This window comes from Frigoribacterium sp. AC394, assembly GCF_979258095.1.
This window is the reverse complement of sequence record NZ_OZ409834.1, coordinates 378,029-400,493: the sequence shown is the minus strand read 5'-3', so window position 1 is coordinate 400,493 and position 22,465 is coordinate 378,029. Positions and strand designations below refer to the sequence as shown.

The window sequence follows — 22,465 nt, the reverse complement described above, 5'->3', positions numbered from 1 at the left end:
CCTTCCGCGACGGTCGCCCCGTGCCCGCGTCGAGTGTCCGGAGTCCGTCGTGACCAGCAGAGCGTCCCGTCCGCCCACCGGGGGATCGAGGGCGGCCCTGGCCGTCACCGCGATCGTGGTCGGCTCGTCCGTCACTCTCTCGCTCGTCGTCATCGCCGGGGGCGTCGTGGCCGTGATGCGCAAGATCGTCACGCCCGAGCGCCGGCGCCGCGACGACCTGCGCATCGTCGGTCACGACGCCGCCTCGTCGACCGTGAGCCTGTCCTCGACGGCCGACACGCGCCTCCCTGGCCGCTACAGCCTCTGGTTCGACGGCGGTCGTGGTCATGCGCGTCTGGGCGAGGTGCTGGGCGACGACGGGCGGGTCGTCGTCCGGAGGGTCGAGCAGGTGACCGCCGGCTCGCTCGACGGGGCCCGTTCAGGGCGCATCGGCGGCTGGCTGTGGTCGGACCCCGGCGAGGCCGGTCTCGAAGCCGAGGAGGTGCGGGTCGACACCGAGGTCGGCCCGGCCCCCGCCTGGCTGGTGCCGGCCGAGGGCGGGGAACCGGGCCCCTGGATGATCGGCGTGCACGGTCGCGGTGTCACCCGCGCCGAGACGATCCGGTCGGTGCCCGTGTTCCGCCGACACGGCTACACGTCGTTGCTCGTCTCGTACCGGAACGACGGCGACGCGCCCCGGTCGCCCGACGGCCGCTACGCCCTGGGCGACGACGAGTGGGCGGACGTCGAGTCGGCGATGGCGTACGCCCTGCTGCACGGGGCGACGTCGTTGGTGCTGATGGGCTGGTCGATGGGCGGGGCGCTCGTGCTGCAGGCGGTCACGCGGTCGACGCTGGCCGGTCGGGTGTCGGGCGTCGTGCTCGAGTCCCCGGTCGTCGACTGGCGCACCACGCTCCGATTCCAGGGGGCGGCCATGCACGTGCCGCGGGTCGTCCAGGATCTCGTGCTGCGCCTCCTGATGTCTCCCGCGCTCTCGCGTCTGAGCGGGCGGCGCGGCCCGATCGATCTCGATCGACTCGACCTCGTGGCCGGCGCCGACGCCCTCGACGTGCCCGTTCTGCTGCTGCACAGCGACGACGACGGGTTCGTCCCGTCGACGGCGTCGCACGCCCTCGCGGACGCCCGACCCGACCTCGTGCGTCTCGAGGTGTTCCACACCGCGCGCCACACGAAGCTCTACAACTTCGACCCGCAGCGCTTCGAGGGGGTCATCGACGGGTGGCTGGGCCGTCTTCCACGAGCCAGCGGGCGTAGAGCGCGCTCTGCTCGTCCATCAGCAGCTGACTGAGCGTGAGACGCGACGGGTCGAAGCGCTCGCGTCCGAAGACCGGCAGACCGCTGCCGATCACGATCGGCGAGGTCGAGAGGCAGAGCTCGTCGACCAGTCCGCCGTGCAGGAACTGCCCCGCGAGCGACGGCCCGCCCTCGCAGACGAGCGACAGCAGGCCGTGGGCGTGCAGCCGGTCGAGCACCGCAGACGGCTCGAGGCGGCGGGACTCGTCGGCGCAGGTCAGGACGGTCGCGGCGTGGGCGACCTCGCCGCCGAGCGTGCGCCGGACCTCCGCCACCGCGGCCTCGGGGCAGACGACGACCACGCGCTCGGCGGCCTCCGGGGCCATCCGGTGGCCGGAGAGGTCGCCCGAGGAGGTCACGACGACGAGCCGGGAGGTCTTGGGCACACGGTAGCCCTCGGCGCGGACGCTGGCCGCTCCGACGACGACCCCGTCGGCGACCGCCCGGATCGCCGCGAGGATGGTGCGGTCCGTCGGGTTGCTGAGCGTCTCGGAGGTGCCGTCCGACCCGGCGGCGTCGCCGCTGACCGCGGTGATGAGGTTGAGGCGGGTCCAGGTCGCGGCCGGAGGCGCGTACAGGTCGCGCAGGCGACCGGGCGTCGCCTCGTGCTCGATGTCGAGCTCGAGACCGGTCTCGAGGGGACGCCCGGTCGTGTGCAGCACGCGCAGGGTCACGCGGTGGCGATCCTGTCGCGGATCTGACGCTTGGCGCGCGCGAGGAGGGCGGTCATGCCCCGGATGCGCAGCGGGCTGACGGCCTCGGTCAGACCGATCGTCTGCGGGTAGTCGTCGGGGACGGCGTCCAGCACCTCGTCGACGGTCAGGCCGTCGAGGCCCTGAGCGAGGATCGAGGCAAAGCCGCGGGTCGTCGGGGCCTCCCGCGGGGCGGTGGCGTGCAGGTGGACGCGACCGTCCACGACCTCGACGAAGAGGTAGACGGGGCTCTGGCACTCCACCACCCGTTCGAGCAGGTCGGGGTGGTCGGCGAACCGGGCCGGCAGGTCGGGCAGCTCGTTCGAGAACTCGAGCAGCAGCTGCAGGCGATCGCGCACCTCCAGCGCCGTGAACTCCTCGCGGATCTCGACGAGCGCGGCGGGCAGCGTGGTCCCGGTCACCGGGCGGGGACCTCTCCGGGTTCGCTGCCCTGCACGATGGGCACACGGACGGCGCTGCCCCACTCGGTCCACGAGCCGTCGTAGTTGCGGACGTTCTCGAAGCCCATCAGGTGGTGCAGCACGAACCAGGTGTGGCTCGACCGCTCGCCGATGCGGCAGTAGGCGACGACCTCGTCGCCGGTCTCGAGTCCGGCGCCGTCGCGGTAGATGGCGTCGAGCTCGGCGACGGGACGGAACCGCCCGTCCTCCGCCGCGGCCCTGCCCCAGGGGACGTTCGCGGCCGAGGGGATGTGCCCGGCGCGGAGGGCACCCTCGTCGGGGTAGGCGGGGGCGGTGGTCCGCTCGCCCGAGTACTCCTCGGGGGAGCGGACGTCGATCAGGGGCTTGCCGAGGTGCTCGAGCACGTCGTCCTTGTAGGCGCGGATGACCGTGTCGTCGCGCTCCACGACCGGGTAGTCGCTCGTCTCGGGCTCGGGGGAGTCCGTCGTGTACTCGCGTCCCTCGGCCTCCCATGCGGCGCGGCCGCCGTCGAGCAGCCGCACGTCGTCGTGACCGAACAGCGAGAACACCCAGAGCGCGTAGGCGGCCCACCAGTTGTTCTTGTCGCCGTAGACGACGATCGTCGTGTCGCGTCCGATGCCCTTCGACGACATCAGTCGGGCGAATCCCTCGCCGTCGATGTAGTCGCGGCGGACGGGGTCGTTGAGGTCGAGGTGCCAGTCGATCTTGACGGCGCCCGGGATGTGACCCGTCTCGTAGAGCAGGACGTCCTCGTCGGACTCGACGACGACGAGACCGGGGGAGCCGAGGTGCTCCGCCAGCCAGTCGGTGCTCACCAGGCGTTCGGGGTGCGCGTAGTCGCTGAAACGGGCGGACGTGTCGTGCTCGACGACCATGGACTTACCTCCGGGTGTGTGTCTCCGCCTGCTGCGGAGCGCCGCGCGAGCGGCTGATGTTCGGGTTGCCGGTGAGCACTAAACTCAGGGGCAGTACGACCCCGTCGAGGCTACGCACCGCGCCCTGGCCTCGCCCGGGGACTCCAGAGACTCTTCCACACATCGCTCGGCGGACGCCGGGCGTCACCGTGCTCCGTGCCCGATCGACCGTGAGGCCGCCCCGATGTCACCCGATCCCACCGCGAGCGTCGTCTCGCTGGTCGACCGCACCCCCTCGATCACGGGAGCCGAGATCGTCACCGCACTCGTGCCTCCTCGGCAGTTCGTCGACGCCTCGCTCGAGAACTACCGCCCCGACGACGCGTTCCCCTCGCAGCACGAGGCCGTCGAGGCCGTGCGCTCGTTCGACGCCGCACCCGCGGGCGGCGCCCGACGAGGCCTGTTCAGGAGGCGCGCCGAGGCTCCGGCCGTGCTGCCCGGCCTCTATCTCGACGGCGGGTTCGGCGTCGGCAAGACGCACCTGCTCGCAGCGCTCTTCAACCGCAGCGGCGGACGCCGCTACTTCGGCACGTTCATCGAGTACACGGCGCTGGTCGGGGCGGTCGGCTACGCCGGTGCGGCGGCTCAGCTGAAGGGCGCGTCGCTCGTCTGCATCGACGAGTTCGAGCTCGACGACCCGGGCGACACGATGATGATGACGCGACTGCTCGGCGACCTCGCCGACGACGGCACCCGGATCGCCGCGACGTCGAACACCCCGCCGAACGCCCTGGGCGAGGGGCGCTTCGCCGCCGCGGACTTCCTGCGCGAGATCCAGGGGCTCTCCGACCGGTTCCGCACGCTGCGGATCGACGGCGACGACTACCGGCGCCGCGAGGTCGAGGCGGCCGCATCCGTGACCGACGACGTCGACGCCGCGCTCGCCACCATGACCGGGCCGGTCTCCGTCGACGACTTCGGCGCCGTCGTGGCCCACCTGTCGACGGTCCACCCGAGCCGGTACGTCAAGCTCGTCGCCGGGCTCGAAGCGGTGGGACTCCGCGACGTCTCTCCTCTCACCAGTCAGACCGACGCTCTGCGCTTCGTCGCCTTCGTCGACCGGTTGTACGACGGTCAGGTGCGCGTGGTCGCCTCCGGCACCCCGCTCGACTCCGTCTTCGGCGAGGAGATGCTGGCCGGCGGGTACCGCAAGAAGTACCTGCGGGCCGTCTCGCGACTGGTGGCGCTGACGTCCCTCTGACGCCGCTCCGATCGCCTCCACAGCCCCTCGGCGGTCGTTCCGGACCGGTGCGAAACACGTTGTTTACACGCGTCCGAATCGCGTTACATTCCCGAAACATCGGTGCACACGCAACGAAACCTCACCCCACGACACTGAGAGCCGCACCCCGGTCCCGCCCCCGCAGCCCGTGAAACCTCACGGTCGGGCGGCCGACCGTTGCCCCTGGCTCCCGAATCGAGAGGTGACTCACAGATGGATCAAGGCAATACCGCCTTCATGCTGATCACAGCAGCACTAGTGCTGCTCATGACCCCCGGCCTGGCGTTCTTCTACGGCGGCCTGGTCAAGGCCAAGAGCGTCATCAGCATGATGATGCTGAGCTTCGGGGCCATGGGCCTCATCGCCGTCCTCTGGGTCCTGTTCGGCTACTCGATCGCCTTCTCGAACGGACCCGAGGGCCCCGCCGGCACCGACACCTACATCGGCTGGGACGGCGTCTTCGGCTTCGACCCCTCGATGTTCAGCCTGAACTCGCTGTTCGTCGACAGCCAGGACCCGGCCGGCGCCTACCCGACCATCGCCTTCGCCGCCTTCCAGGCGACCTTCGCGATCATCACGGTCGCTCTCATCTCGGGTGCCATCGCCGACCGCGCCAAGTTCGGCGCCTGGATGATCTTCGCCGGGGTCTGGGTGACCATCGTCTACTTCCCGGTCGCCAGCTGGGTCTTCAACTTCACGCTGGGTGAGGACGGCTCGGTGGTCGACGGCGGCTGGATCGCCAGCATGGGCGTGATCGACTTCGCCGGTGGCACGGCGGTCCACATCAACGCGGGAGCCGCGGCCCTCGCCCTGGCCCTCGTGCTCGGCAAGCGGGTCGGCTTCGCCAAGGGCGCCGACAAGCCGCACAACCCGCCCTTCGTGCTGCTGGGCGCCGGTCTCCTCTGGTTCGGCTGGTTCGGCTTCAACGCCGGCTCCGAGCTCGCGGCCGACGGCGTCGCCGCCCTCGCGTTCCTGAACACGATCGCCGCGCCGGCGGCGGCCATCCTCGGCTGGCTCGTCGTCGAGAAGATCAAGGACGGCAAGGCGACCTCGATCGGCGCCGCCTCGGGTGCCGTCGCCGGCCTCGTCGCGATCACCCCCGCTTGCGCCGCCCTCACGCCGTTCTGGGCCATGGTGCTCGGTGTCGTCGCCGGTGCGGTCTGCGCCCTCGCGATCGACCTCAAGTTCAAGCTCGGCTTCGACGACTCGCTCGACGTCGTCGGCATCCACCTCGTCGGCGGTCTGATCGGAACCCTCTACCTCGGCTTCTTCGCCAACGGCAGCGGGCTGATCTTCTCGGGTTCGTTCGACCAGCTGGGGATCCAGGCCGTCTCGGCCCTGGCCGTCATGGTCTACTCGTTCGTGCTCGCCTACCTGATCGGCTTCGTCATCGAGAAGACCATCGGGTTCCGCGTGAAGAACGAGGACGAGGTGGCCGGCATCGACCTCGCCATCCACGGCGAAGAGGGCTACGTCCTCGAGAACTCGCGCCAGTAGGCACCCCCGGCATCACCCGCACCACGAGGACGGCCCCGGTCAGACGACCGGGGCCGTTCCGCGTCCCCGGCTCGCTCGTCGGTGCGGATACGGCCGTGCACCGCACTCTAGCCGGGTCGAAGCGACCGGAACGAGAAAAGGGCCCCGCATCTGCGGGGCCCTTTTCTCGTCTGCCTGGTGGGCGATACCGGACTCGAACCGATGACCTCTTCCGTGTGAAGGAAGCGCGCTACCAACTGCGCCAATCGCCCCTGCGGGACTCGTCGATGCTAGTGCATGCGGGTGCCGGAGCGCCATTCGACACGGCCCTGCAGGAGGCGCGGTGCGGCCGGATCGGCCCCGACAAGACACGAGGCCGACTCGATTTGGTATCTGGTCCGGGGTGTGGGTATTGTTCTTTTGCACGCAGAAATGCAAAGCGAAATGCGGATGTGGCGCAGTGGTAGCGCATCACCTTGCCAAGGTGAGGGTCGCGAGTTCGAATCTCGTCATCCGCTCGAGTGTCAAGCTCACCAGAGGGTGGTCCACCGACTGGTGGCCTCCCTCTGGGGGGCTGCTCGTATGGTGGAGTGGCCGAGAGGCGAGGCACCGGCCTGCAAAGCCGTTCACGCGGGTTCAAATCCCGTCTCCACCTCCAATCGATGCAGACTCAGGTCTACACTCGATGCAGTAATCCGCAATAGATGTGAACACAGTTTTGAGCGATTGGCGCAGCGGTAGCGCGCTTCCCTGACACGGAAGAGGTCGCTGGTTCGATCCCAGTATCGCTCACACACCGAAAGCCCCGGCATCCGCCGGGGCTTTCGTCGTGTCCGGGTGTGGTCGGCCCGTCGGGCTGTCCGCGCGGCGGCCCATCGGTCTGTCCGTGCGCAGGCCGCCCATGCGGGCGTGTCCGGCCAAAGCGGTCGGCTCGCGACGACCGTCTCGGCCGCACTCGCCCGGACTCGGCGCCGATCTCCCCACGCGTGGGCGTCCGGCGCTACTCGACCAGGCGCTCCGCCACCGCGTCGAGCAGGGCGTCGGCGACCTCCTGCTTCGACCCGTGGGCCTCGGCGACCTCCGAGCCCTCACGGTCGATGACGATCACCGCGGTGTCGTCGGCGCCGAAGCCTGTGGTCCATCCCACCGAGTTCAGCACGAGCAGGTCGGCGCCCTTCCGCAACTGCTTCGTGCGCCCTAGCGCCACGAGCTCGTCGCGGTCCTCCGTCGTCTCGGCGGCGAAGCCGACCACGATCTGGCCCGGGCGGCGAGCGGCGACCAGACCCGCCAGGATGTCAGGGTTGCGGACCAGTCGCACGATCAGTTCGTCGCCGGTGTCGTCCTTCTTGATCTTCCCGGCGGCGACCTCGGCCGGCCGGTAGTCGGCCACGGCTGCGGTCATCACGACGACGTCGTGCGAGGTCGCCTCGACGCCCATGGCGGTCTCCAGCTCGAGCGCGGACGAGACGGGCACCACGCGGATCGTCGGTGCTGCGGCCAGCGACTGCATCACCGCCCCGTCCAACTCGGCGGCGACGACGGTCACGTCCGCGCCCCGTCGAGCCGCGGCCAGGGCGATGGCCGCACCCTGCTTGCCGGTCGAGCGGTTTCCGATGAACCGCACCGGGTCGAGGGGCTCGCGGGTGCCGCCTGCGGATACGACCACGCGGACGCCGGCGAGATCGGCGACCCGCGCCTCCTCGGTTCCCGCCGGACCAGCCGAGGAGGCGCGGGTCGCCACCGCGAGCGCCGCCGCGACGATCTCGTCCGGCTCGCTCAGTCGCCCCGGCCCCGAGTCGCCGCCGGTGAGCGGTCCGTCGGCGGGTCCGACCACCGTGACCCCGCGTCCGCGGAGGAGCTCGATGTTGGCGACGGTCGCCGCGTTGCCCCACATCTCGGTGTGCATCGCGGGGGCGACGACGAGCGGCGCGGTGCTGGCGAGGATCGTCGTGCCGAGCAGATCGTCGGAGAGACCGTGAGCGATCTTGGCGAGGGTGTGAGCGGTGGCGGGGGCGACGACGATCAGGTCGGCCTGCTGCCCGAGCGCGACGTGCCGCACCTGCGCGACGTCGTCGAAGACCGACGTGTGCACGGGGTTGCGGCTGATCGCCTCGAGGGTCGGTGCGCCGACGAATCGCAGGGCCGCCTCGGTCGGCACGACGTGCACGTCGTGACCCTGCAGCACGAGCCCCCGGACGACGCCGACGGCCTTGTACGCCGCGATCCCGCCCGAGATGCCGACCACGACGTTCAGTCGCCGCGACGATCCGGTCGGGTCGGTCTCGTCGGTCGGGTCGGTCGCGTCGGCGGGGGAGTGCGGGGAGGAGTCGTGGGTCACGGGATGCCCTGTCGATCGGTGGCGGACGGTCGGCCGACCCGGGGGCCCGGTCGGTAGCGTTGCACTCCCACGATGCCGCATCTCGTGGCCGCCCGTCAGATCGTCGTCCGCGTCGCCGCGCCGCGACCGGGCGCGAGACACCCACCCGGAGGACCCTCATGTGCACCGTCGTCGTCTCGATCGCCCCCGACTCCGACTGGCCTGTCGTGTTCTTCGGGCTGCGCGACGAATCCCCCGACCGCCCGTGGGACGAGCCCGGCGCCTGGTGGCCCGAGCTCGGCGACCGGGTCACCGGCGTGCACGACCGCGAGGCCGGGGGCGCCTGGCTGGCCGTCGCCACGGAGCCGAGCCGGGCGAGCGTCGTGCTGAACCGTCATGAGGAGCCGCCCTCGCCCGAGGGCGGCTGGGCGACGCGGGGGTCCCTCCCGCTGCGGGCCGCGGCCGACGGCGCCCTGCCCGTCGGCCCGCAGCGGACGCGCACCTTCAACCTGCTGACCGCGGACCGAGGAGGCGCGACCCACTCCGCCTGGGACGGCTCCGCCACCCGGTCCACCCGTCTCGCCCCCGGCGTCCACATGCTGACCCACGCCGCACCCGACGATCGGAGCGTGCCCCGCGTCGATCGCTGGCTGCCCCGGTTCCGCGACGTCGCGCCTCCTTCGGGTCCTCTATCGTCGGCAGGCGATGGGGAGACCGACGCCGGCGGCGAGGGCGACTGGGCTCCGTGGCTCGATCTGATCCGCGAGAGCAGCGCCCTCGCGGTGGACGACGACGACGCGCTCATCCGCTCCGACCTGGTCGACGGGAAGCTCTTCTCGTCTCTCTCGTTGAGCGCCGTCGCGGTCTCGGCGACGAGCGTCGCCCACCGGCACATCCGGCTCGACGGCGCCCCGTCGGTGATCGAGGCGCTGGCCCGCCGCTGAGCTCGCCCCTGAGCTCCCCACCGGGCCCGCCGCCGAGCTCACCGCCGGGCTCGCCACCGGGCCCGCCCGGAGAGGCCGATCGCAGCCGTCCCGAGGTCACGGGAGGACATCGGGAATCCCACCGCCACTGACGGCGTTAGGGTCGGGTGGCTCGTCCGACCCCGAGTCTCCGCAAAGGAACCCCGTGAAGATCACCGCCCCCCGCTCCGTCCGTCGCCTCTCCGTCGCCGGCGTCGTCGCCGCTGCAGCCCTCGCGCTGACGGCCTGCGCCCCCGCCTCGACCGACGGCGTCGTCACGCAGACCGGCGATGCGACCGCCGACACGAGCGCGGCGAAGAGCCTCGACGACATCCGGGAGTCCGGCGAGCTCGTCATCGGCACCGAGGGCACGTACCAGCCCTTCACCTACCACGAGGGCGGCTCCGGGGCGCTCACGGGCTACGACGTCGACGTCGCCACGGCCGTCGCCGAGAAGCTCGACCTCACTCCGAAGTTCGAGGAGACCCAGTTCGACGCGCTGCTGGCCGGGCTCGACGCGGGGCGGTTCGACATCGTCGCGAACCAGATCTCGATCACCGACGAGCGTGAGGCGAGCTTCGACTTCTCGACGCCGTACACGGTGAGCCGCGGCGCCGTCATCACGGCCGCCGACACCACCGACATCACCTCGCTGGCCGACCTCGAGGGAAAGACCACGGCGCAGTCGCAGTCGAGCAACTTCTACACGACGGCCAAGGACGCCGGTGCCGACGTGCAGGTGGTCGAGGGCTGGGCCCAGTCGGTCGCGCTGCTCGAGCAGGGCCGCATCGACGCGACCGTGAACGACGAGCTGACGTTCCTCGACTACGTCAAGACGAACCCCGACAAGGCGGCCGCGATCAAGATCGCTGCGACGACCGACGACGTCTCGAACTCGGCGCTCGTCACCACGAAGGGCAGCGACGACCTCGTCGCGGCCATCGACGACGCCCTCGCCGAGCTCAAGGCCGATGGCACTCTCGCCGAGATCTCCGACCAGTACTTCGGCCAGGACGTCAGCGAGTAGTCGTGCAATCCACCTTCGACCTCTTCGCGCGGTCGCTCTGGCCGATCGTGTCGGGAGCGCTCGTCGCGTCGATCCCTCTGGCGTTGATCTCGATGGCCCTCGGCCTCGTCATCGCCATCGTGATCGCGCTGATGCGACTGTCGGGGCGGATCTGGCTGGCCGGCATCGCCCGGTTCTACACTTCGGTCATCCGCGGGACGCCGCTGCTGGTCCAGCTGTTCGTCGTCTTCTACGGTCTGCCCTCGCTCGGCATCCGACTCGACCCGTGGCCCAGCGCCATCATCGCGTTCTCGTTGAACGTGGGCGGGTACGCCGCAGAGGTCATCCGCGCGGCCATCCTCTCGGTGCCGAAGGGCCAATGGGAGGCCGCGCACACGATCGGCATGTCGCGGGGGCTCGCCCTCCGGCGGATCATCCTGCCGCAGGCCGCGCGGGTGTCGGTGCCGCCGCTGTCGAACACGTTCATCAGCCTCGTGAAGGACACCTCCCTCGCGAGCGTCATCCTCGTCGTCGAGCTGTTCCGCCAGGCGCAGCAGATCGCGACGGTCTCGAACGAGTTCCTGCTGATCTACCTCGAGGCAGCCCTGGTCTACTGGGTCATCTGCCTCATCCTGTCGTTCGGACAGGACGCCCTCGAGAAGAGATTGGACCGCCACGTTGCCCGCTGACGTCACCCCGCCTCCGGCATCGGGCGCCGATGCGACCGTCCTGACCGTCCGTGGTCTGCGCAAGAGCTTCGGCGAGAACGAGGTCCTCCGCGGCATCGACCTCGACGTCCGTCGTGGTCGGGTCGTCGCCATCATCGGGCCCTCCGGCTCGGGCAAGACGACCGTCCTGCGGTCGCTCAACAGCCTCGAGGTCCCCGACGCCGGCACGGTGACCCTCTCCGACGGCCGATCGATCGACTTCGGCGCCAAGGTCGGCAAGCGCGACCTCACGGCCCTCCGCGACCGCTCGTCGATGGTCTTCCAGCACTTCAATCTCTTTCCGCACCTGACCGTGCTGCAGAACGTCGTCGAGGGCCCGGTGCGCGTGCAGAAGCGCGACCCGGAGGAGGCGCGGGCCGAGGCCGGAACGCTGCTCGCCCGGGTGGGCCTCGCCGAGAAGGCCGACGCCTACCCCGCCGAGCTGTCCGGTGGGCAGCAACAGCGCGTGGGCATCGTCCGAGCCCTGGCGCTGCGCCCGAGCTGCTGCTCTTCGACGAGCCCACCTCGGCGCTCGACCCCGAGCTCGTCGGTGACGTCCTCACGGTCGTCAAGGAGCTGGCCGACGACGGCTGGACGATGATCGTCGTCACCCACGAGCTCGAGTTCGCCCGGCGCGTCGCCGACGAGCTCGTCTTCATGGACGCCGGCGTGGTCGTCGAGCGCGGGCGCCCGGCCGACGTGCTGAGCCGCCCGCGCGAAGCCCGCACGCAGCAGTTCCTCCGGCGCGTGCTCAAACCGCTCGACGACTGACGCGACCCGCCCGGCTGCGACGACCCGCGCCTCCTCGGCCTCGTGACCGCAGGAGGCGCGGGTCGTGCCCGTCGAGCGGTCTCAGCCGAAGAGGCGGTGCGACGCGATGCGGGCGCCCTCGCCGAGCGACGCGAGCTTCGCGACGGCGATCTGCGGGTGGATCCGCCCGCCGAGACCGCAGTCCGTCGAGGCGACGACCCGGTCGGGGCCGACGGTCGACGCGAATGCCTCGATGCGGTCCGCGACCAGCTCGGGATGCTCGACGACGTTGGTCGCGTGACTCACCACACCGGGGGCGATCGTCTTGCCGGCGGGCAGCTCGACGTCGCGCCAGATCTTCCACTCGTGCTCGTGGCGTACGTTCGCGGCCTCGAACGAGTACGAGCCCGCGTCGATCTCGAGCATCAGGTCGACGATGTGCCGGAACTCGATGTCCGTGGTGTGCGGGCCGTGCCAGGATCCCCAGCAGAGATGGAATCGCACCAGCTCGGGCGGGATGCCGCGGAGGGCGTGATTCAGCGCCTCGACGCGGATGCGGGTGAACGCCCGGTAGTCGTCGATGCTCGGCTCGGGGTTGATCTGGTCCCAGTTCTCGGCGATCGAGGGGTCGTCGATCTGCACGACGAGGCCCGCACCGGTGATGGCGAGGTACTCCTCGCGCAGCACCTCGGCCCAGGCCCAGATGTGCTCCTCCTCGGTGGCGTAGAAGTCGTTCGCGATGCGGGCTCCGCTGCCCGGCGACAGCGAGGTGATGAAGGCCGACGTGGCGTGGCCGGCCGCGACGCCGGTCGTGAGGTTGGCGATGTCGGAGGCGATGGCGTTCTGCCCGACGTAGGCCAGCGGCCCGGTCGTGCTGGGGAACGGCGTCGCCCCCGAGCCCGTGCCGATGCCCGACGAGGGGTCGGTGTACGCGTCGTGGAACCTCTGCCAGTCGCGCCGGTCGGGGAACGACGTCAGGCGCACGTCGCCGGGGCCCGAGCGAACCGGCTGCTGGCTGAAGATGTCAGAGCCGGTCAACGACAGCCCGCCGACCCGCTGGAACGAGTACGACCACCAGGCGCCGTAGTCGACGGCGCTCGTCATGGCCTTGCCGTACTCGCCGTCTCCGACGATCGTGATGCCGAGATCCTCCTGCCGGCGGACGAGGTCGGCGACGGCCGCGGTCAGCAGCTCGTCGAACTCGGGGGTCCGTTCGAGCGTGAATCCGTCGGGAGCTAGGGCGCGGGCGTCGTTGGCGGCGATGAGTTCGGGGGTGCGCGGCAGGCTGCCGGCGTGACTGGTCTCGATGCGGTCGGGGCTCATGCACTTCATGCTGGCCGGGCTGCGGACCCGGCGCCACCCCCTCCGCGGCGCGCGTCACACGGCGTCATGCGCCGGAGTGGTGGGAACACGCGGGGCAGCCGGGCCGTTGGGTCGTCGTACCGTCGGCGACGATCAATAGGATCGACGGGAAAGGACACCGTGACCCAGATCTCCGCAAGGCCCAGCCCGTCCGACGTGACCGGCCCATCCGACTCGACCGGCGCTGCCGACGTGACCGGCGCTGCCGACGCGACCCGCGCCTCCCTCGCTTCGGGGCTCTCCGAGTCCGAGGTGCAGCGTCTCCGTGCCGACTTCCCCCTGCTCGACCAGACGGTGAACGACGAGCCGCTCGCCTACCTCGACTCGGGGGCCACGGCGCAGCGCCCGTCGAGCGTGCTCGACGCGGAGCGGGTGTTCCTCGAGACGATCAACTCGGCCGTGCACCGCGGCGCGCACACCCTCGCCGGTCTCGCGACCGAGGCCTTCGAAGACGCCCGGGCCACCGTCGCCGGGTTCGTCGGCGCCTCCGTCGACGAGATCGTCTGGACGGCGAACGCGACCGACGCCCTGAACCTCGTCGCCTACGGCTTCGCGAACGCGACGCACGGTCGCGGGGGAGCACCGGCCCGCCGGTTCGCCCTCCGTCCCGGAGACGAGATCGTGCTCACCGAGGCCGAGCACCACGCGAACCTGGTGCCCTGGCAGGAGCTCGCGGCGACGACCGGGGCCGTGCTCCGCTTCGTCCCGGTCGACGACGCCGGCGTCTGGTCGGCGGACGACCTGATCGCCCTGCTCGGCGACCGCACCCGCATCGTGGCGTTCGCGCACGTGTCGAACGTCACCGGGCAGATCGCCGAGGTCGAGCGCCTCGTCGAGGCCGCCCACGCCGTCGACGCCCTCGTCGTGCTCGACGCCTGTCAGTCGGCGCCGCACCGACCGCTCGACCTCCCGGCCCTGGGGGTCGACTTCGCCGCCTTCTCGGGGCACAAGATGCTCGGCCCGACCGGCATCGGCGTCCTCTACGGGCGGGCCGAGCTGCTCGACGCGCTGCCGCCGTTCAAGACGGGCGGTTCGATGATCACCACCGTGACGCTCGAGGGCTCCGAGTACCTGCCCTCGCCGCAGCGCTTCGAGGCGGGCACCCAGCCGGTGTCGCAGGCCGTGGCGCTGGCCGAGGCCGTCCGCTACCTCGAGGCCGTCGGTCTCGATCGTATCCGCGTGCACGAAGAGACGCTGGCCGAGCGACTCGTCGCAGGTCTCGCCGCGGTCCCCGGCGTCCGCGTCGTCGGACCACCCGCGGGTGTGGCCCGCTCCGGTCTGGCGTCATTCGTCGTCGACGGGGTGCACGCGCATGACGTCGGGCAGTACCTCGACGCCTCGGGCATCGCGGTCCGCGTGGGGCACCACTGCGCGCAGCCACTGCACCGGCGCCTCGGCGTCGCCGCGACCACCCGCGCCAGCACGTACCTGTTCAGCACCGAGGCCGAGGTGGACCGCCTCCTCGACGGCGTCGCCGGAGTCCGGGCGTACTTCGGGGTCGAGGGGTCCGAGCGATGAGCGCCTCCCTCGACTCCCTCTACCAGCAGGTCATCCTCGATCACGCGAAGCGACGGCACGGCGACGGCGAGCTGCCCGGCGCGCAGGCCGAGCACTTCGAGCGGAACCCCACCTGCGGCGACGAGATCACCGTCCGGCTCTCGGTCGACGAGGTCACCGGCCGCATCGACGGCTTCGCCTGGCAGGGCGCCGGCTGCTCCATCTCGATGGCGTCCGCCTCGGTCCTCAGCGAGCTGGCCCCCGGCCGCACCCTGCCCGAGCTGCGGCTGCTGATCGACGAGTACCGCGCGATGATGCGCTCCCGCGGGGCGGGCGAGCCCGACGACGAGGTGCTCGGCGACGCGGTCGCCTTCCACGGCGTCTCGAAGTTCGTCATGCGCGTCAAGTGCGGGATGCTCGCCTGGGTGGCCGCCGAGGCGTGCGCGACCGAGCTCGCGGCCGTCCCGACTGGGAGGGCCGAGGAGGCGCGGGGCACGATCGATCCCGGCTCCGCGCCCGTCTAAACTGGCGTGGTCCCTCCCACGTAAGGAACCTCACGACCGTGACAGATCAGACCGTCCCCGCCGCCCCCGCCTCGACCGACCTGCAGCCCGTCGAGGTGTCCGAGACGACGACGGGGTTCGAGATCTTCACGGACCGGTCGGTGGTGGCGCTGCGGGTCGGCGGCGAGCTGCGCGATCTGGCGACCGAGCTCCACGCGGGCGACGTCGCCGAGCCGGTCCTGATCGGGTCGCCCGACGGTCTCGCCATCCTCCGGCACTCGGCCGCGCACGTCATGGCGCAGGCCGTCCAGGCGATCAACCCCGCGGCCAAGCTCGGCATCGGGCCGCCCGTCACCGACGGCTTCTACTACGACTTCGACGTGGCCGAGCCCTTCACCCCCGACGACCTCAAGGCGATCGAGAAGGGGATGGAGCGCATCATCAAGCAGGGCCAGCGCTTCCGTCGCCGGGTCGTCACCGACGCCGAGGCCCGCGAGCTGCTGGCGGCCGAGCCGTACAAGCTCGAGCTGATCGGCCTCAAGGGCGGGTCGAGCGACGAGATCGGCGACGACGGCGAGTCCGTCGAGGTCGGTGGCGCCGAGCTCACCGTCTACGACAACGTCGACCCCAAGACCGGCGACGTGATCTGGTACGACCTCTGCCGTGGTCCCCACCTGCCGAGCACGCGCCTCCTCGGCAATGCCACGAAGCTGATGCGGGTGGCGGCGGCCTACTGGCGGGGCTCCGAGAAGAACCCGCAGCTGCAGCGCATCTACGGCACCGCCTGGCCCACCAAAGACGAGCTGCGCGCGTACCAGTCGCGACTCGAGGAGGCCGCGAAGCGCGACCACCGCAAGCTCGGCGTCGAGCTCGACCTGTTCTCGTTCCCCGACGAGATCGGCTCCGGTCTCGCGATCTTCCACCCCAAGGGCGGCATCATTCGTCGAGAGATGGAGGACTACTCCAGGCGACGTCACGAGGCCGCCGGGTACGACTTCGTCTACACGCCGCACATCACCAAGGCGAGCCTGTTCGAGACCTCGGGTCACCTCGGCTGGTACAAGGACGGCATGTTCCCGGCGATGAAGCTCGACGAGGCCCGGAACGACGAGGGCGAGATCACCCGTCAGGGCGCCGACTACTACCTCAAGCCCATGAACTGCCCGATGCACATCCTCGCCTACCGGTCGCAGCCCCGGTCGTACCGCGACCTGCCGCTCCGCCTGTTCGAGTTCGGCACGGTGTACCGCAACGAGAAGTCCGGCGTCATCCACGGGCTGACCAGGGTCCGGGGCATGACCCAGGACGACGCGCACATCTTCACGACCCGCGACAAGATGAAAGACGAGCTGACCGGCACGCTGAACTTCGTGCTCTCGCTGCTCCGCGACTACGGCCTGACCGACTTCTACCTCGAGCTCTCGACAAAAGACCCCGAGAAGTACGTCGGCGACGACGACATCTGGGAGACCGCGACGGCGACCCTCCGCGAGGTCGCGGAGGAGTCCGGTCTCGACCTCGTGCCCGACCCCGGCGGGGCCGCGTTCTACGGGCCCAAGATCTCCGTCCAGGCGCGCGACGCCATCGGGCGCACCTGGCAGATGTCGACCGTCCAGCTCGACTTCAACCTGCCGGAGCGCTTCGACCTCGAGTACGCGGCGGCGGACGGCACGCGCCAGCGGCCGGTCATGATCCACCGCGCCCTCTTCGGCACGATCGAGCGCTTCTTCGGTGTGCTGACCGAGCACTACGCCGGTGCGTTCCCCGTGTGGCTCTCGCCCGAGCAGGTCGTCGCCGTGCCCGTGGCCGACGAGTACGGCGAGTACCTCGACGGCGTGGTGGAGCGCCTCCGAGCCGAGGGCGTCCGCGCCCGGGTCGACCACGGCGTCGACCGGTTCCCGAAGAAGATCCGCACGCACACGAAGTCCAAGGTGCCGTACCAGCTGATCGCCGGCGAAGAGGACCGCGCCGCGGGTGCGGTGAGCTTCCGCTACCGCGACGGAACGCAGGAGAACGGCGTCCCGATCGACGACGCGATCGCGAAGATCCTCACGGCGATCCAGACCAAGGCCCAGGTCTGACCGTGTCCGACCCCGCGGCCACCGAGGCCTCGGGCGACTTCGCCGCCGTGCCCGACGCCTTCCAACGTCTGTGGACACCGCACCGCGCGGTCTACGTCGGGCAGGGGCAGGGCGCGCACGACGACGACTGCCCGTTCTGCGAGGCACCGTCGAAGTCCGACGACGACGCGCTCATCGTCGCGCGGGGTGAGCACGCGTACGTCGTGCTCAACCTCTTCCCCTACAACCCGGGGCACCTCCTGGTGTGCCCGTATCGCCACATCGCGACCTACGACCTGGCGACCGTCGAGGAGGTGGCCGAGATCGCCGCCCTGACGCAGATCGCGATGCGGGTGCTCACCGTCGTGTCGCGTGCCCAAGGGTTCAACATCGGGATGAACCAGGGCCAGGTCGGGGGAGCGGGCATCGCCGAGCACCTCCACCAGCACATCGTTCCGCGGTACGGCGGCGACTCGAACTTCTTCCCGATCATCGCCGAGACGAAGGCGGTCACCCGACTTCTGGGCGACGTCCGCGCCGCGGTCGCAGAGGCCTGGCCCGCGACCGATCGGGCGACGGACCCGTCGACGACCCGCGAGTCCTGAACAGCCCTAGAATGGAAGGCATCATGAGCGACACGACCCCCGCCTCCACCTCGTCCGCCACAACCGGTTCGGACCGCGTCAAGCGCGGTCTCGCCGAGATGCTCAAGGGCGGCGTCATCATGGACGTCGTCAACGTCGAGCAGGCCAAGATCGCCGAAGACGCGGGGGCCGTCGCCGTCATGGCCCTCGAGCGCGTCCCCGCCGACATCCGCTCGCAGGGCGGCGTGGCTCGGATGAGCGACCCAGACATGATCGACGAGATCGTCGCGGCGGTCTCGATCCCCGTCATGGCCAAGGCCCGCATCGGACACTTCGTCGAGGCTCAGATCCTGCAGACCCTCGGCGTCGACTACATCGACGAGTCCGAGGTGCTGAGCCCCGCCGACTACGTCAACCACATCGACAAGTGGAACTTCACGGTGCCGTTCGTCTGCGGTGCGACCAACCTCGGCGAGGCGCTCCGCCGCATCACCGAGGGTGCGGCGATGATCCGCTCCAAGGGCGAGGCCGGCACGGGCGACGTCTCCGAGGCCACCAAGCACATCCGCACCATCTCGAAGGAGATCGCGCAGCTGCAGGGCCTCAAGACCGACGAGCTCTACGTCGCCGCGAAAGAGCTCCAGGCGCCCTACGAGCTCGTCAAGGAGATCGCGGAGACGGGCAAGCTGCCGGTCGTGCTCTTCACCGCGGGCGGGGTCGCGACGCCCGCCGACGCCGCGCTGATGATGCAGCTCGGCGCCGACGGCGTCTTCGTGGGCTCCGGCATCTTCAAGTCCGGCAACCCGGCCGAGCGTGCCCGGGCCATCGTCAAGGCGACGACCTTCTTCGACGACCCGCAGGTCGTGGCCGACGCGTCGCGTGGTCTGGGCGAGGCCATGGTCGGCATCAACGTGCCCGACCTGCCTGCGCCCCACCGTCTCGCCGAGCGTGGCTGGTAACAGCACGGGGGCAGGCGGGCGGTCACCTCGCGTTGGAGTCCTGGCGCTCCAGGGCGACTTCCGTGAGCATCTCGGCGTCCTGACGTCACTCGGTGCGGAAGCGGTGCCGGTTCGCCGGGCATCCGAGCTGGCGTCCGTCGATGGTCTCGTGATCCCGGGGGGCGAGTCGGGCGTGATGGACAAACTGACCCGCCTGTTCGACCTCGCCGGCCCTCTCCGTGCCGCGATCGACGACGGCCTGCCCGTGTACGGCACCTGCGCCGGGCTCATCATGCTCTCCGACCGCATCGTGGACGGCATCGCCGGGCAGAAGAGCCTGGGCGGTCTCGACGTGGCCGTCCGGCGCAACGCGTTCGGCAGTCAGACCGACTCGTTCGAGACCGATGTCGACGTCCCCGTCATCGGGACGCCGCCCGTGCACGCCGTCTTCATCCGGGCCCCGGTGGTCACCGAGGTCGGGCCGCTGGCCACGGCGATCGGCGTCCTCGACGACGGCCGTGTCGTCGCCGTCGAGCAGGGCAACCTGCTCGGCACCTCGTTCCACCCCGAGGTGACCGACGACTACCGGTTCCACGCGTACTTCCTCGACAAGGCCCGCGCCCGGGCATCGCGGTAGACTCGATCCGATTTCCGCCAGCAGTCGAAGGAGCACCGTGTCCGGGCATTCCAAGTGGGCAACGACCAAGCACAAGAAGGCCGTCATCGACAGCCGCCGTGCCAAGTCGTTCGCCAAGCTCATCAAGAACATCGAGGTCGCAGCCAAGCAGGGCGGGGCCGACATGTCGGGCAACCCGACGCTGGTCGACGCCGTGCAGAAGGCGAAGAAGACCTCCGTCCCGAACGACAACATCGACAGGGCGATCAAGCGCGGTGCCGGTCTCAGCGGTGAGAGCGTCGACTACCAGACGATCATGTACGAGGGCTACGGCCCCAACGGCGTCGCCCTCCTGATCGAGTGCCTCACCGACAACAAGAACCGTGCGGCGGCGAACGTGCGGACAGTGATGTCCCGCAATGGCGGAACGATGGCCGACCCGGGCAGCGTCGCCTACAACTTCAGCCGCAAAGGCGTCATCGCGGTCATGAAGAACGGCGACCTCACCGAGGACGACGTGCTGACGGCGGTCCTCGACGCCGGCGCCGAAGAGGTCACGGACCGCGGCGAGGGCTTCGAGATCGTCACCGAGGCCTCGGACCTCGTGCCGGCCCGCTCAGCGTTGCAAGAGGCCGGCATCGACTACGACTCGGCCGACATCGAGTTCGTCCCCGGCCTCAAGATCGAGGTCGACCTCGAGACGGCACGCAAGGTCTTCCGGCTCATCGACGCCCTCGATGACGACGACGACGTCCAGAACGTCTACGCGAACCACGATGTCCCCGCCGACGTCCAGTCGGCGCTCGACGACGACGACGACGAGTAGCAGCCCCCGGTGACGCTCCGGGTGCTCGGCATCGACCCGGGGCTCACCCGGTGCGGCGTGGGTGTGATCGAGGTGTCGGCGACCCGGCGGCCTACCCTGGTGGCGGTCCACGTCATCCGATCGGCTGCCGACTCGCCGCTCGAGCAGCGACTTCTGACCATCGGCCGCGGCATCGAGGCACTCGTCGACGAGCACCGGCCCGACGCGATGGCCATCGAGCGCGTCTTCGCGCAGAACAACCTCCGCACCGTCATGGGCACCGCGCAGGTCAGCGGCCTCGCCCTCCGGGCTGCCGCCGAGCGCTCGATCCCCGTCGCGCTCCACACCCCGTCCGAGGTGAAGGCTGCGGTGACGGGCTACGGGTCGGCCGACAAGGCCCAGGTGGGGTCGATGGTCGCGCGACTCCTGGGATTGTCCGAGGCTCCGAAGCCCGCCGATGCGGCCGACGCCCTGGCTCTGGCCATCTGCCACGCCTGGCGTCGCGACGGCTTGGGCGGCGGGGCGGGCGGCACGACGACCGCGCGTGCCGGCGGCAGCGTGCTCACCCCTGCGCAACGGGCGTGGCGGGACGCCGAGAAGTCCCTCCGTACTCCTAGGCTGGGCGCATGATCTCGAGTGTCCGCGGCACCGTCCTGTCTTCTTCCGGGGCGTCCGTCGTCGTCGAGGTCGGGGGAGTGGGCCTCCGGGTCGGCGTCACCCCTCAGGTCGCTCTGACCGTCCACCCGGGCGACACGGCGCGGCTCTTCACCACGTTGATCGTCCGAGAAGACGACCTCTCGCTGTTCGGATTCCTCGAGCTCGAAGAGCTCGAGGTGTTCGACCTCCTGCGCGGCGTGACAGGCGTCGGCCCCAAATCCGCCCAGGGCGTCCTCGCGACCCTCACCCCGAACCAGATCGCGCAGGCCGTCCTCGACGAGGACGACGCAGCGTTCCGGCGGGTCTCCGGCATCGGCCCCAAGACCGCGAAGCTCATCGTGCTCTCGCTGGCCGGCAAGCTCGACGTGGCGCCATCCGCTCCGAGCGTCACCGCGGCCTCGACCACGGCGTCCGACGTGCTCGTGGCGCTCGTCGGTCTCGGCTGGGCCGAGCGCGAGGCTCAGGGGGCCATCGACGCCGTCGTGGCCGAGACCGGTCAGGACTCCGGGCTCGCCGTGCCGCAGCTGCTGCGTGCGGCGCTCGGTCGACTGGGTCCGCAGAAGTCCTCGGCGTCGCGCGCATGAGCGACGACGACGTCACCCGCCCGACCATCGAGTCCGAGACGGAGCTCGCCTTCGAGGGGGCCCTCCGCCCGTCGTCGCTCGCCGAGTTCGTCGGCCAGACGAAGGTCAGAGGACAACTGCAGCTGCTCCTCCGGGCGGCCGAGATGCAGAACCGGTCTCCAGACCACATCCTCCTGGCCGGCCCGCCCGGTCTCGGCAAGACGACGCTCGCGATGATCGTCGCCCACGAGAGCTCCCGACCGCTCCGCATGTCGTCCGGTCCGGCCATCCAGCACGCCGGAGACCTCGCCGCCATCCTCTCGGCGCTCGTCCCGGGCGAGGTGCTCTTCATCGACGAGATCCATCGCATGGCCCGCTCGGCGGAGGAGATGCTCTACCTCGCCATGGAGGACTACCGGATCGACATCATGGTCGGCAAGGGAGCAGGAGCCACGAGCATCCCCCTCGAGCTGTCGCCCTTCACCCTCGTCGGGGCGACCACCCGGAGCGGCATGCTCCCGAACCCCCTCCGCGACCGATTCGGGTTCACGGCGCATCTCGAGTTCTACGACGAGGCCGAGCTCACCGAGGTGCTGCGCCGTGCCGCGTCGCTGCTCGGCGTCGACGTCGACGCCCGGGCTCTGGCCGAGATCGCCGGCCGGTGCCGAGGCACCCCTCGAATCGCCAACCGCCTCCTGCGACGGGTCCGCGACTACGCACTCGTCCACGATCGCCCCGCCGACCTCACGACGGTGCGCGAGGCTCTGGCTCTGTACGACGTAGACGACCTGGGTCTCGACCGTCTCGACCGCGAGGTGCTGTCGACGATCCTGAAGCGCTTCGACGGAGGTCCCGTCGGGCTCAACACCCTGGCGGTCTCCGTCGGCGAGGAGGCCGACACCATCGAGTCGGTCGTTGAGCCGTTCCTCGTCCGGGTGGGTCTCGTCACGCGGACCCCGAGAGGCCGGATCGCGACGCCGGAGGCCTGGCGGCACTTCGGCCTCGCCCGCGACTCAGGGGGCCTCTTCGCCCATGATCTATAATTCCACCAGGTCGGTCGGCGCACAGAGCTGATCGGTTCGCCGACGCCCACACCCC

At 70.6% G+C, this 22,465-nt stretch carries 21 protein-coding genes, 4 tRNA genes and 1 pseudogene; 20 read left to right on the top strand and 6 right to left on the bottom strand.

Translation table 11 applies throughout. The features are described from left to right. The first annotated feature begins 49 nt into the window (after nucleotides 1-49). Nucleotides 50-1,288, top strand: coding sequence for an alpha/beta hydrolase family protein (locus tag ACZZY9_RS01810; RefSeq protein ID WP_463462756.1), 1,239 nt, complete (start codon nucleotides 50-52; stop codon nucleotides 1,286-1,288). Here ACZZY9_RS01810 and ACZZY9_RS01805 read toward each other — a convergent pair. Genes ACZZY9_RS01805 through ACZZY9_RS01795 form a run of 3 tightly spaced genes read right to left on the bottom strand, consistent with a single transcriptional unit; the run spans nucleotide 1,209 to nucleotide 3,303 of the window. After that, nucleotides 1,209-1,967: a dihydrofolate reductase family protein gene (locus ACZZY9_RS01805; RefSeq protein ID WP_463462755.1), complete on the bottom strand. Its 759-nt coding sequence runs from the start codon at nucleotides 1,965-1,967 to the stop codon at nucleotides 1,209-1,211. The two genes, ACZZY9_RS01810 and ACZZY9_RS01805, sit on opposite strands and share 80 nt — an antisense overlap. Beyond that, nucleotides 1,964-2,407, bottom strand: coding sequence for a SufE family protein (locus tag ACZZY9_RS01800; protein WP_243215059.1), 444 nt, complete (start codon nucleotides 2,405-2,407; stop codon nucleotides 1,964-1,966). The genes ACZZY9_RS01805 and ACZZY9_RS01800 overlap by 4 nt, the downstream gene beginning before the upstream one ends. Continuing rightward, nucleotides 2,404-3,303, bottom strand: coding sequence for a sulfurtransferase (locus tag ACZZY9_RS01795; RefSeq protein ID WP_463462754.1), 900 nt, complete (start codon nucleotides 3,301-3,303; stop codon nucleotides 2,404-2,406). Before ACZZY9_RS01795 ends, ACZZY9_RS01800 begins: the two co-directional genes overlap by 4 nt. Before the next feature lie 223 nt (nucleotides 3,304-3,526). Here ACZZY9_RS01795 and zapE point away from each other — a divergent pair, with 223 nt between their 5' ends. Both zapE and ACZZY9_RS01785 read left to right on the top strand, forming a co-directional pair. After that, nucleotides 3,527-4,543 carry a cell division protein ZapE gene (zapE, locus tag ACZZY9_RS01790; RefSeq protein ID WP_463462753.1) on the top strand — a complete coding sequence of 339 codons (1,017 nt, stop codon included), beginning with the start codon at nucleotides 3,527-3,529 and terminating at the stop codon, nucleotides 4,541-4,543. A gap of 234 nt (nucleotides 4,544-4,777) precedes the next feature. Next, complete coding sequence (locus tag ACZZY9_RS01785) at nucleotides 4,778-6,061, top strand: ammonium transporter (RefSeq protein ID WP_463462752.1); 1,284 nt, start codon at nucleotides 4,778-4,780, stop codon at nucleotides 6,059-6,061. Nucleotides 6,062-6,236: 175 nt separating this feature from the next. On the opposite strand, the gene ACZZY9_RS01780 is transcribed toward ACZZY9_RS01785, so the two are convergent. Continuing rightward, nucleotides 6,237-6,312, bottom strand: a tRNA-Val gene (locus tag ACZZY9_RS01780). Nucleotides 6,313-6,486: 174 nt separating this feature from the next. Between ACZZY9_RS01780 and ACZZY9_RS01775 the strand changes: the two genes are divergently transcribed. The 3 genes from ACZZY9_RS01775 to ACZZY9_RS01765 all read left to right on the top strand — a co-directional run bounded on the left by ACZZY9_RS01775 (nucleotide 6,487) and on the right by ACZZY9_RS01765 (nucleotide 6,832). Continuing rightward, a tRNA-Gly gene (locus ACZZY9_RS01775) sits at nucleotides 6,487-6,558 on the top strand. A 66-nt stretch (nucleotides 6,559-6,624) separates the two neighbouring features. Next, nucleotides 6,625-6,698 (top strand) — tRNA-Cys (locus ACZZY9_RS01770). A 62-nt stretch (nucleotides 6,699-6,760) separates the two neighbouring features. After that, nucleotides 6,761-6,832: transfer RNA gene (locus ACZZY9_RS01765), tRNA-Val, on the top strand. Between the two features lie 208 nt (nucleotides 6,833-7,040). Here the strand turns inward: ACZZY9_RS01765 and coaBC are convergent. Next, a complete protein-coding gene (coaBC, locus tag ACZZY9_RS01760) occupies nucleotides 7,041-8,294 on the bottom strand; it encodes a bifunctional phosphopantothenoylcysteine decarboxylase/phosphopantothenate--cysteine ligase CoaBC (protein WP_463464622.1) in 1,254 nt (417 codons plus the stop codon). 242 nt (nucleotides 8,295-8,536) lie between these two features. Here coaBC and ACZZY9_RS01755 point away from each other — a divergent pair, with 242 nt between their 5' ends. The 4 genes and pseudogenes from ACZZY9_RS01755 to ACZZY9_RS01740 all read left to right on the top strand — a co-directional run bounded on the left by ACZZY9_RS01755 (nucleotide 8,537) and on the right by ACZZY9_RS01740 (nucleotide 11,803). Then, nucleotides 8,537-9,301, top strand: a complete 765-nt coding sequence (locus ACZZY9_RS01755) for an NRDE family protein (protein WP_463462751.1) — start codon at nucleotides 8,537-8,539, stop codon at nucleotides 9,299-9,301. A gap of 184 nt (nucleotides 9,302-9,485) precedes the next feature. Continuing rightward, the gene (locus tag ACZZY9_RS01750) at nucleotides 9,486-10,346 is read left to right on the top strand and encodes a transporter substrate-binding domain-containing protein (RefSeq protein ID WP_463462750.1); all 861 of its coding nucleotides are present in this window, start codon (nucleotides 9,486-9,488) and stop codon (nucleotides 10,344-10,346) included. A 2-nt stretch (nucleotides 10,347-10,348) separates the two neighbouring features. Then, entirely contained in the window at nucleotides 10,349-11,014 is a 666-nt protein-coding gene (locus tag ACZZY9_RS01745; protein WP_463462749.1) for an amino acid ABC transporter permease, read from the top strand. Continuing rightward, nucleotides 11,004-11,803, top strand: a pseudogene (locus ACZZY9_RS01740) (amino acid ABC transporter ATP-binding protein). Before ACZZY9_RS01745 ends, ACZZY9_RS01740 begins: the two are co-directional and overlap by 11 nt. Nucleotides 11,804-11,884: 81 nt before the next feature. Here ACZZY9_RS01740 and ACZZY9_RS01735 read toward each other — a convergent pair. Further along, complete coding sequence (locus tag ACZZY9_RS01735; protein ID WP_463462748.1) at nucleotides 11,885-13,105, bottom strand: cobalamin-independent methionine synthase II family protein; 1,221 nt, start codon at nucleotides 13,103-13,105, stop codon at nucleotides 11,885-11,887. A 231-nt stretch (nucleotides 13,106-13,336) separates the two neighbouring features. On the opposite strand from ACZZY9_RS01735, the gene ACZZY9_RS01730 reads away from it, so the two are divergent. The 10 genes from ACZZY9_RS01730 to ruvB all read left to right on the top strand — a co-directional run bounded on the left by ACZZY9_RS01730 (nucleotide 13,337) and on the right by ruvB (nucleotide 22,410). Continuing rightward, entirely contained in the window at nucleotides 13,337-14,662 is a 1,326-nt protein-coding gene (locus ACZZY9_RS01730) for an aminotransferase class V-fold PLP-dependent enzyme (protein WP_463464621.1), read from the top strand. Further along, entirely contained in the window at nucleotides 14,659-15,165 is a 507-nt protein-coding gene (gene sufU, locus ACZZY9_RS01725; protein WP_463462747.1) for a Fe-S cluster assembly sulfur transfer protein SufU, read from the top strand. Before ACZZY9_RS01730 ends, sufU begins: the two co-directional genes overlap by 4 nt. A gap of 95 nt (nucleotides 15,166-15,260) precedes the next feature. Next, nucleotides 15,261-17,225 carry a threonine--tRNA ligase gene (gene thrS / locus ACZZY9_RS01720; RefSeq protein WP_463464620.1) on the top strand — a complete coding sequence of 655 codons (1,965 nt, stop codon included), beginning with the start codon at nucleotides 15,261-15,263 and terminating at the stop codon, nucleotides 17,223-17,225. Between the two features lie 2 nt (nucleotides 17,226-17,227). Then, the gene (locus ACZZY9_RS01715; RefSeq protein ID WP_463462746.1) at nucleotides 17,228-17,809 is read left to right on the top strand and encodes an HIT family protein; all 582 of its coding nucleotides are present in this window, start codon (nucleotides 17,228-17,230) and stop codon (nucleotides 17,807-17,809) included. Between the two features lie 23 nt (nucleotides 17,810-17,832). Beyond that, nucleotides 17,833-18,747, top strand: a complete 915-nt coding sequence (gene pdxS / locus ACZZY9_RS01710) for a pyridoxal 5'-phosphate synthase lyase subunit PdxS (protein ID WP_192060292.1) — start codon at nucleotides 17,833-17,835, stop codon at nucleotides 18,745-18,747. Continuing rightward, on the top strand, nucleotides 18,737-19,363 hold the full coding sequence (pdxT, locus tag ACZZY9_RS01705; RefSeq protein ID WP_463462745.1) for a pyridoxal 5'-phosphate synthase glutaminase subunit PdxT: 627 nt from the start codon (nucleotides 18,737-18,739) through the stop codon (nucleotides 19,361-19,363). Before pdxS ends, pdxT begins: the two co-directional genes overlap by 11 nt. Nucleotides 19,364-19,400: 37 nt before the next feature. Further along, nucleotides 19,401-20,168 carry a YebC/PmpR family DNA-binding transcriptional regulator gene (locus ACZZY9_RS01700; RefSeq protein ID WP_463462744.1) on the top strand — a complete coding sequence of 256 codons (768 nt, stop codon included), beginning with the start codon at nucleotides 19,401-19,403 and terminating at the stop codon, nucleotides 20,166-20,168. A gap of 9 nt (nucleotides 20,169-20,177) precedes the next feature. Further along, nucleotides 20,178-20,777: a crossover junction endodeoxyribonuclease RuvC gene (gene ruvC / locus ACZZY9_RS01695; protein ID WP_463462743.1), complete on the top strand. Its 600-nt coding sequence runs from the start codon at nucleotides 20,178-20,180 to the stop codon at nucleotides 20,775-20,777. Continuing rightward, on the top strand, nucleotides 20,774-21,388 hold the full coding sequence (gene ruvA, locus ACZZY9_RS01690) for a Holliday junction branch migration protein RuvA (protein WP_463462742.1): 615 nt from the start codon (nucleotides 20,774-20,776) through the stop codon (nucleotides 21,386-21,388). Before ruvC ends, ruvA begins: the two co-directional genes overlap by 4 nt. Further along, nucleotides 21,385-22,410: a Holliday junction branch migration DNA helicase RuvB gene (gene ruvB, locus ACZZY9_RS01685; protein WP_463462741.1), complete on the top strand. Its 1,026-nt coding sequence runs from the start codon at nucleotides 21,385-21,387 to the stop codon at nucleotides 22,408-22,410. Before ruvA ends, ruvB begins: the two co-directional genes overlap by 4 nt. Nucleotides 22,411-22,465: the final 55 nt, after the last annotated feature.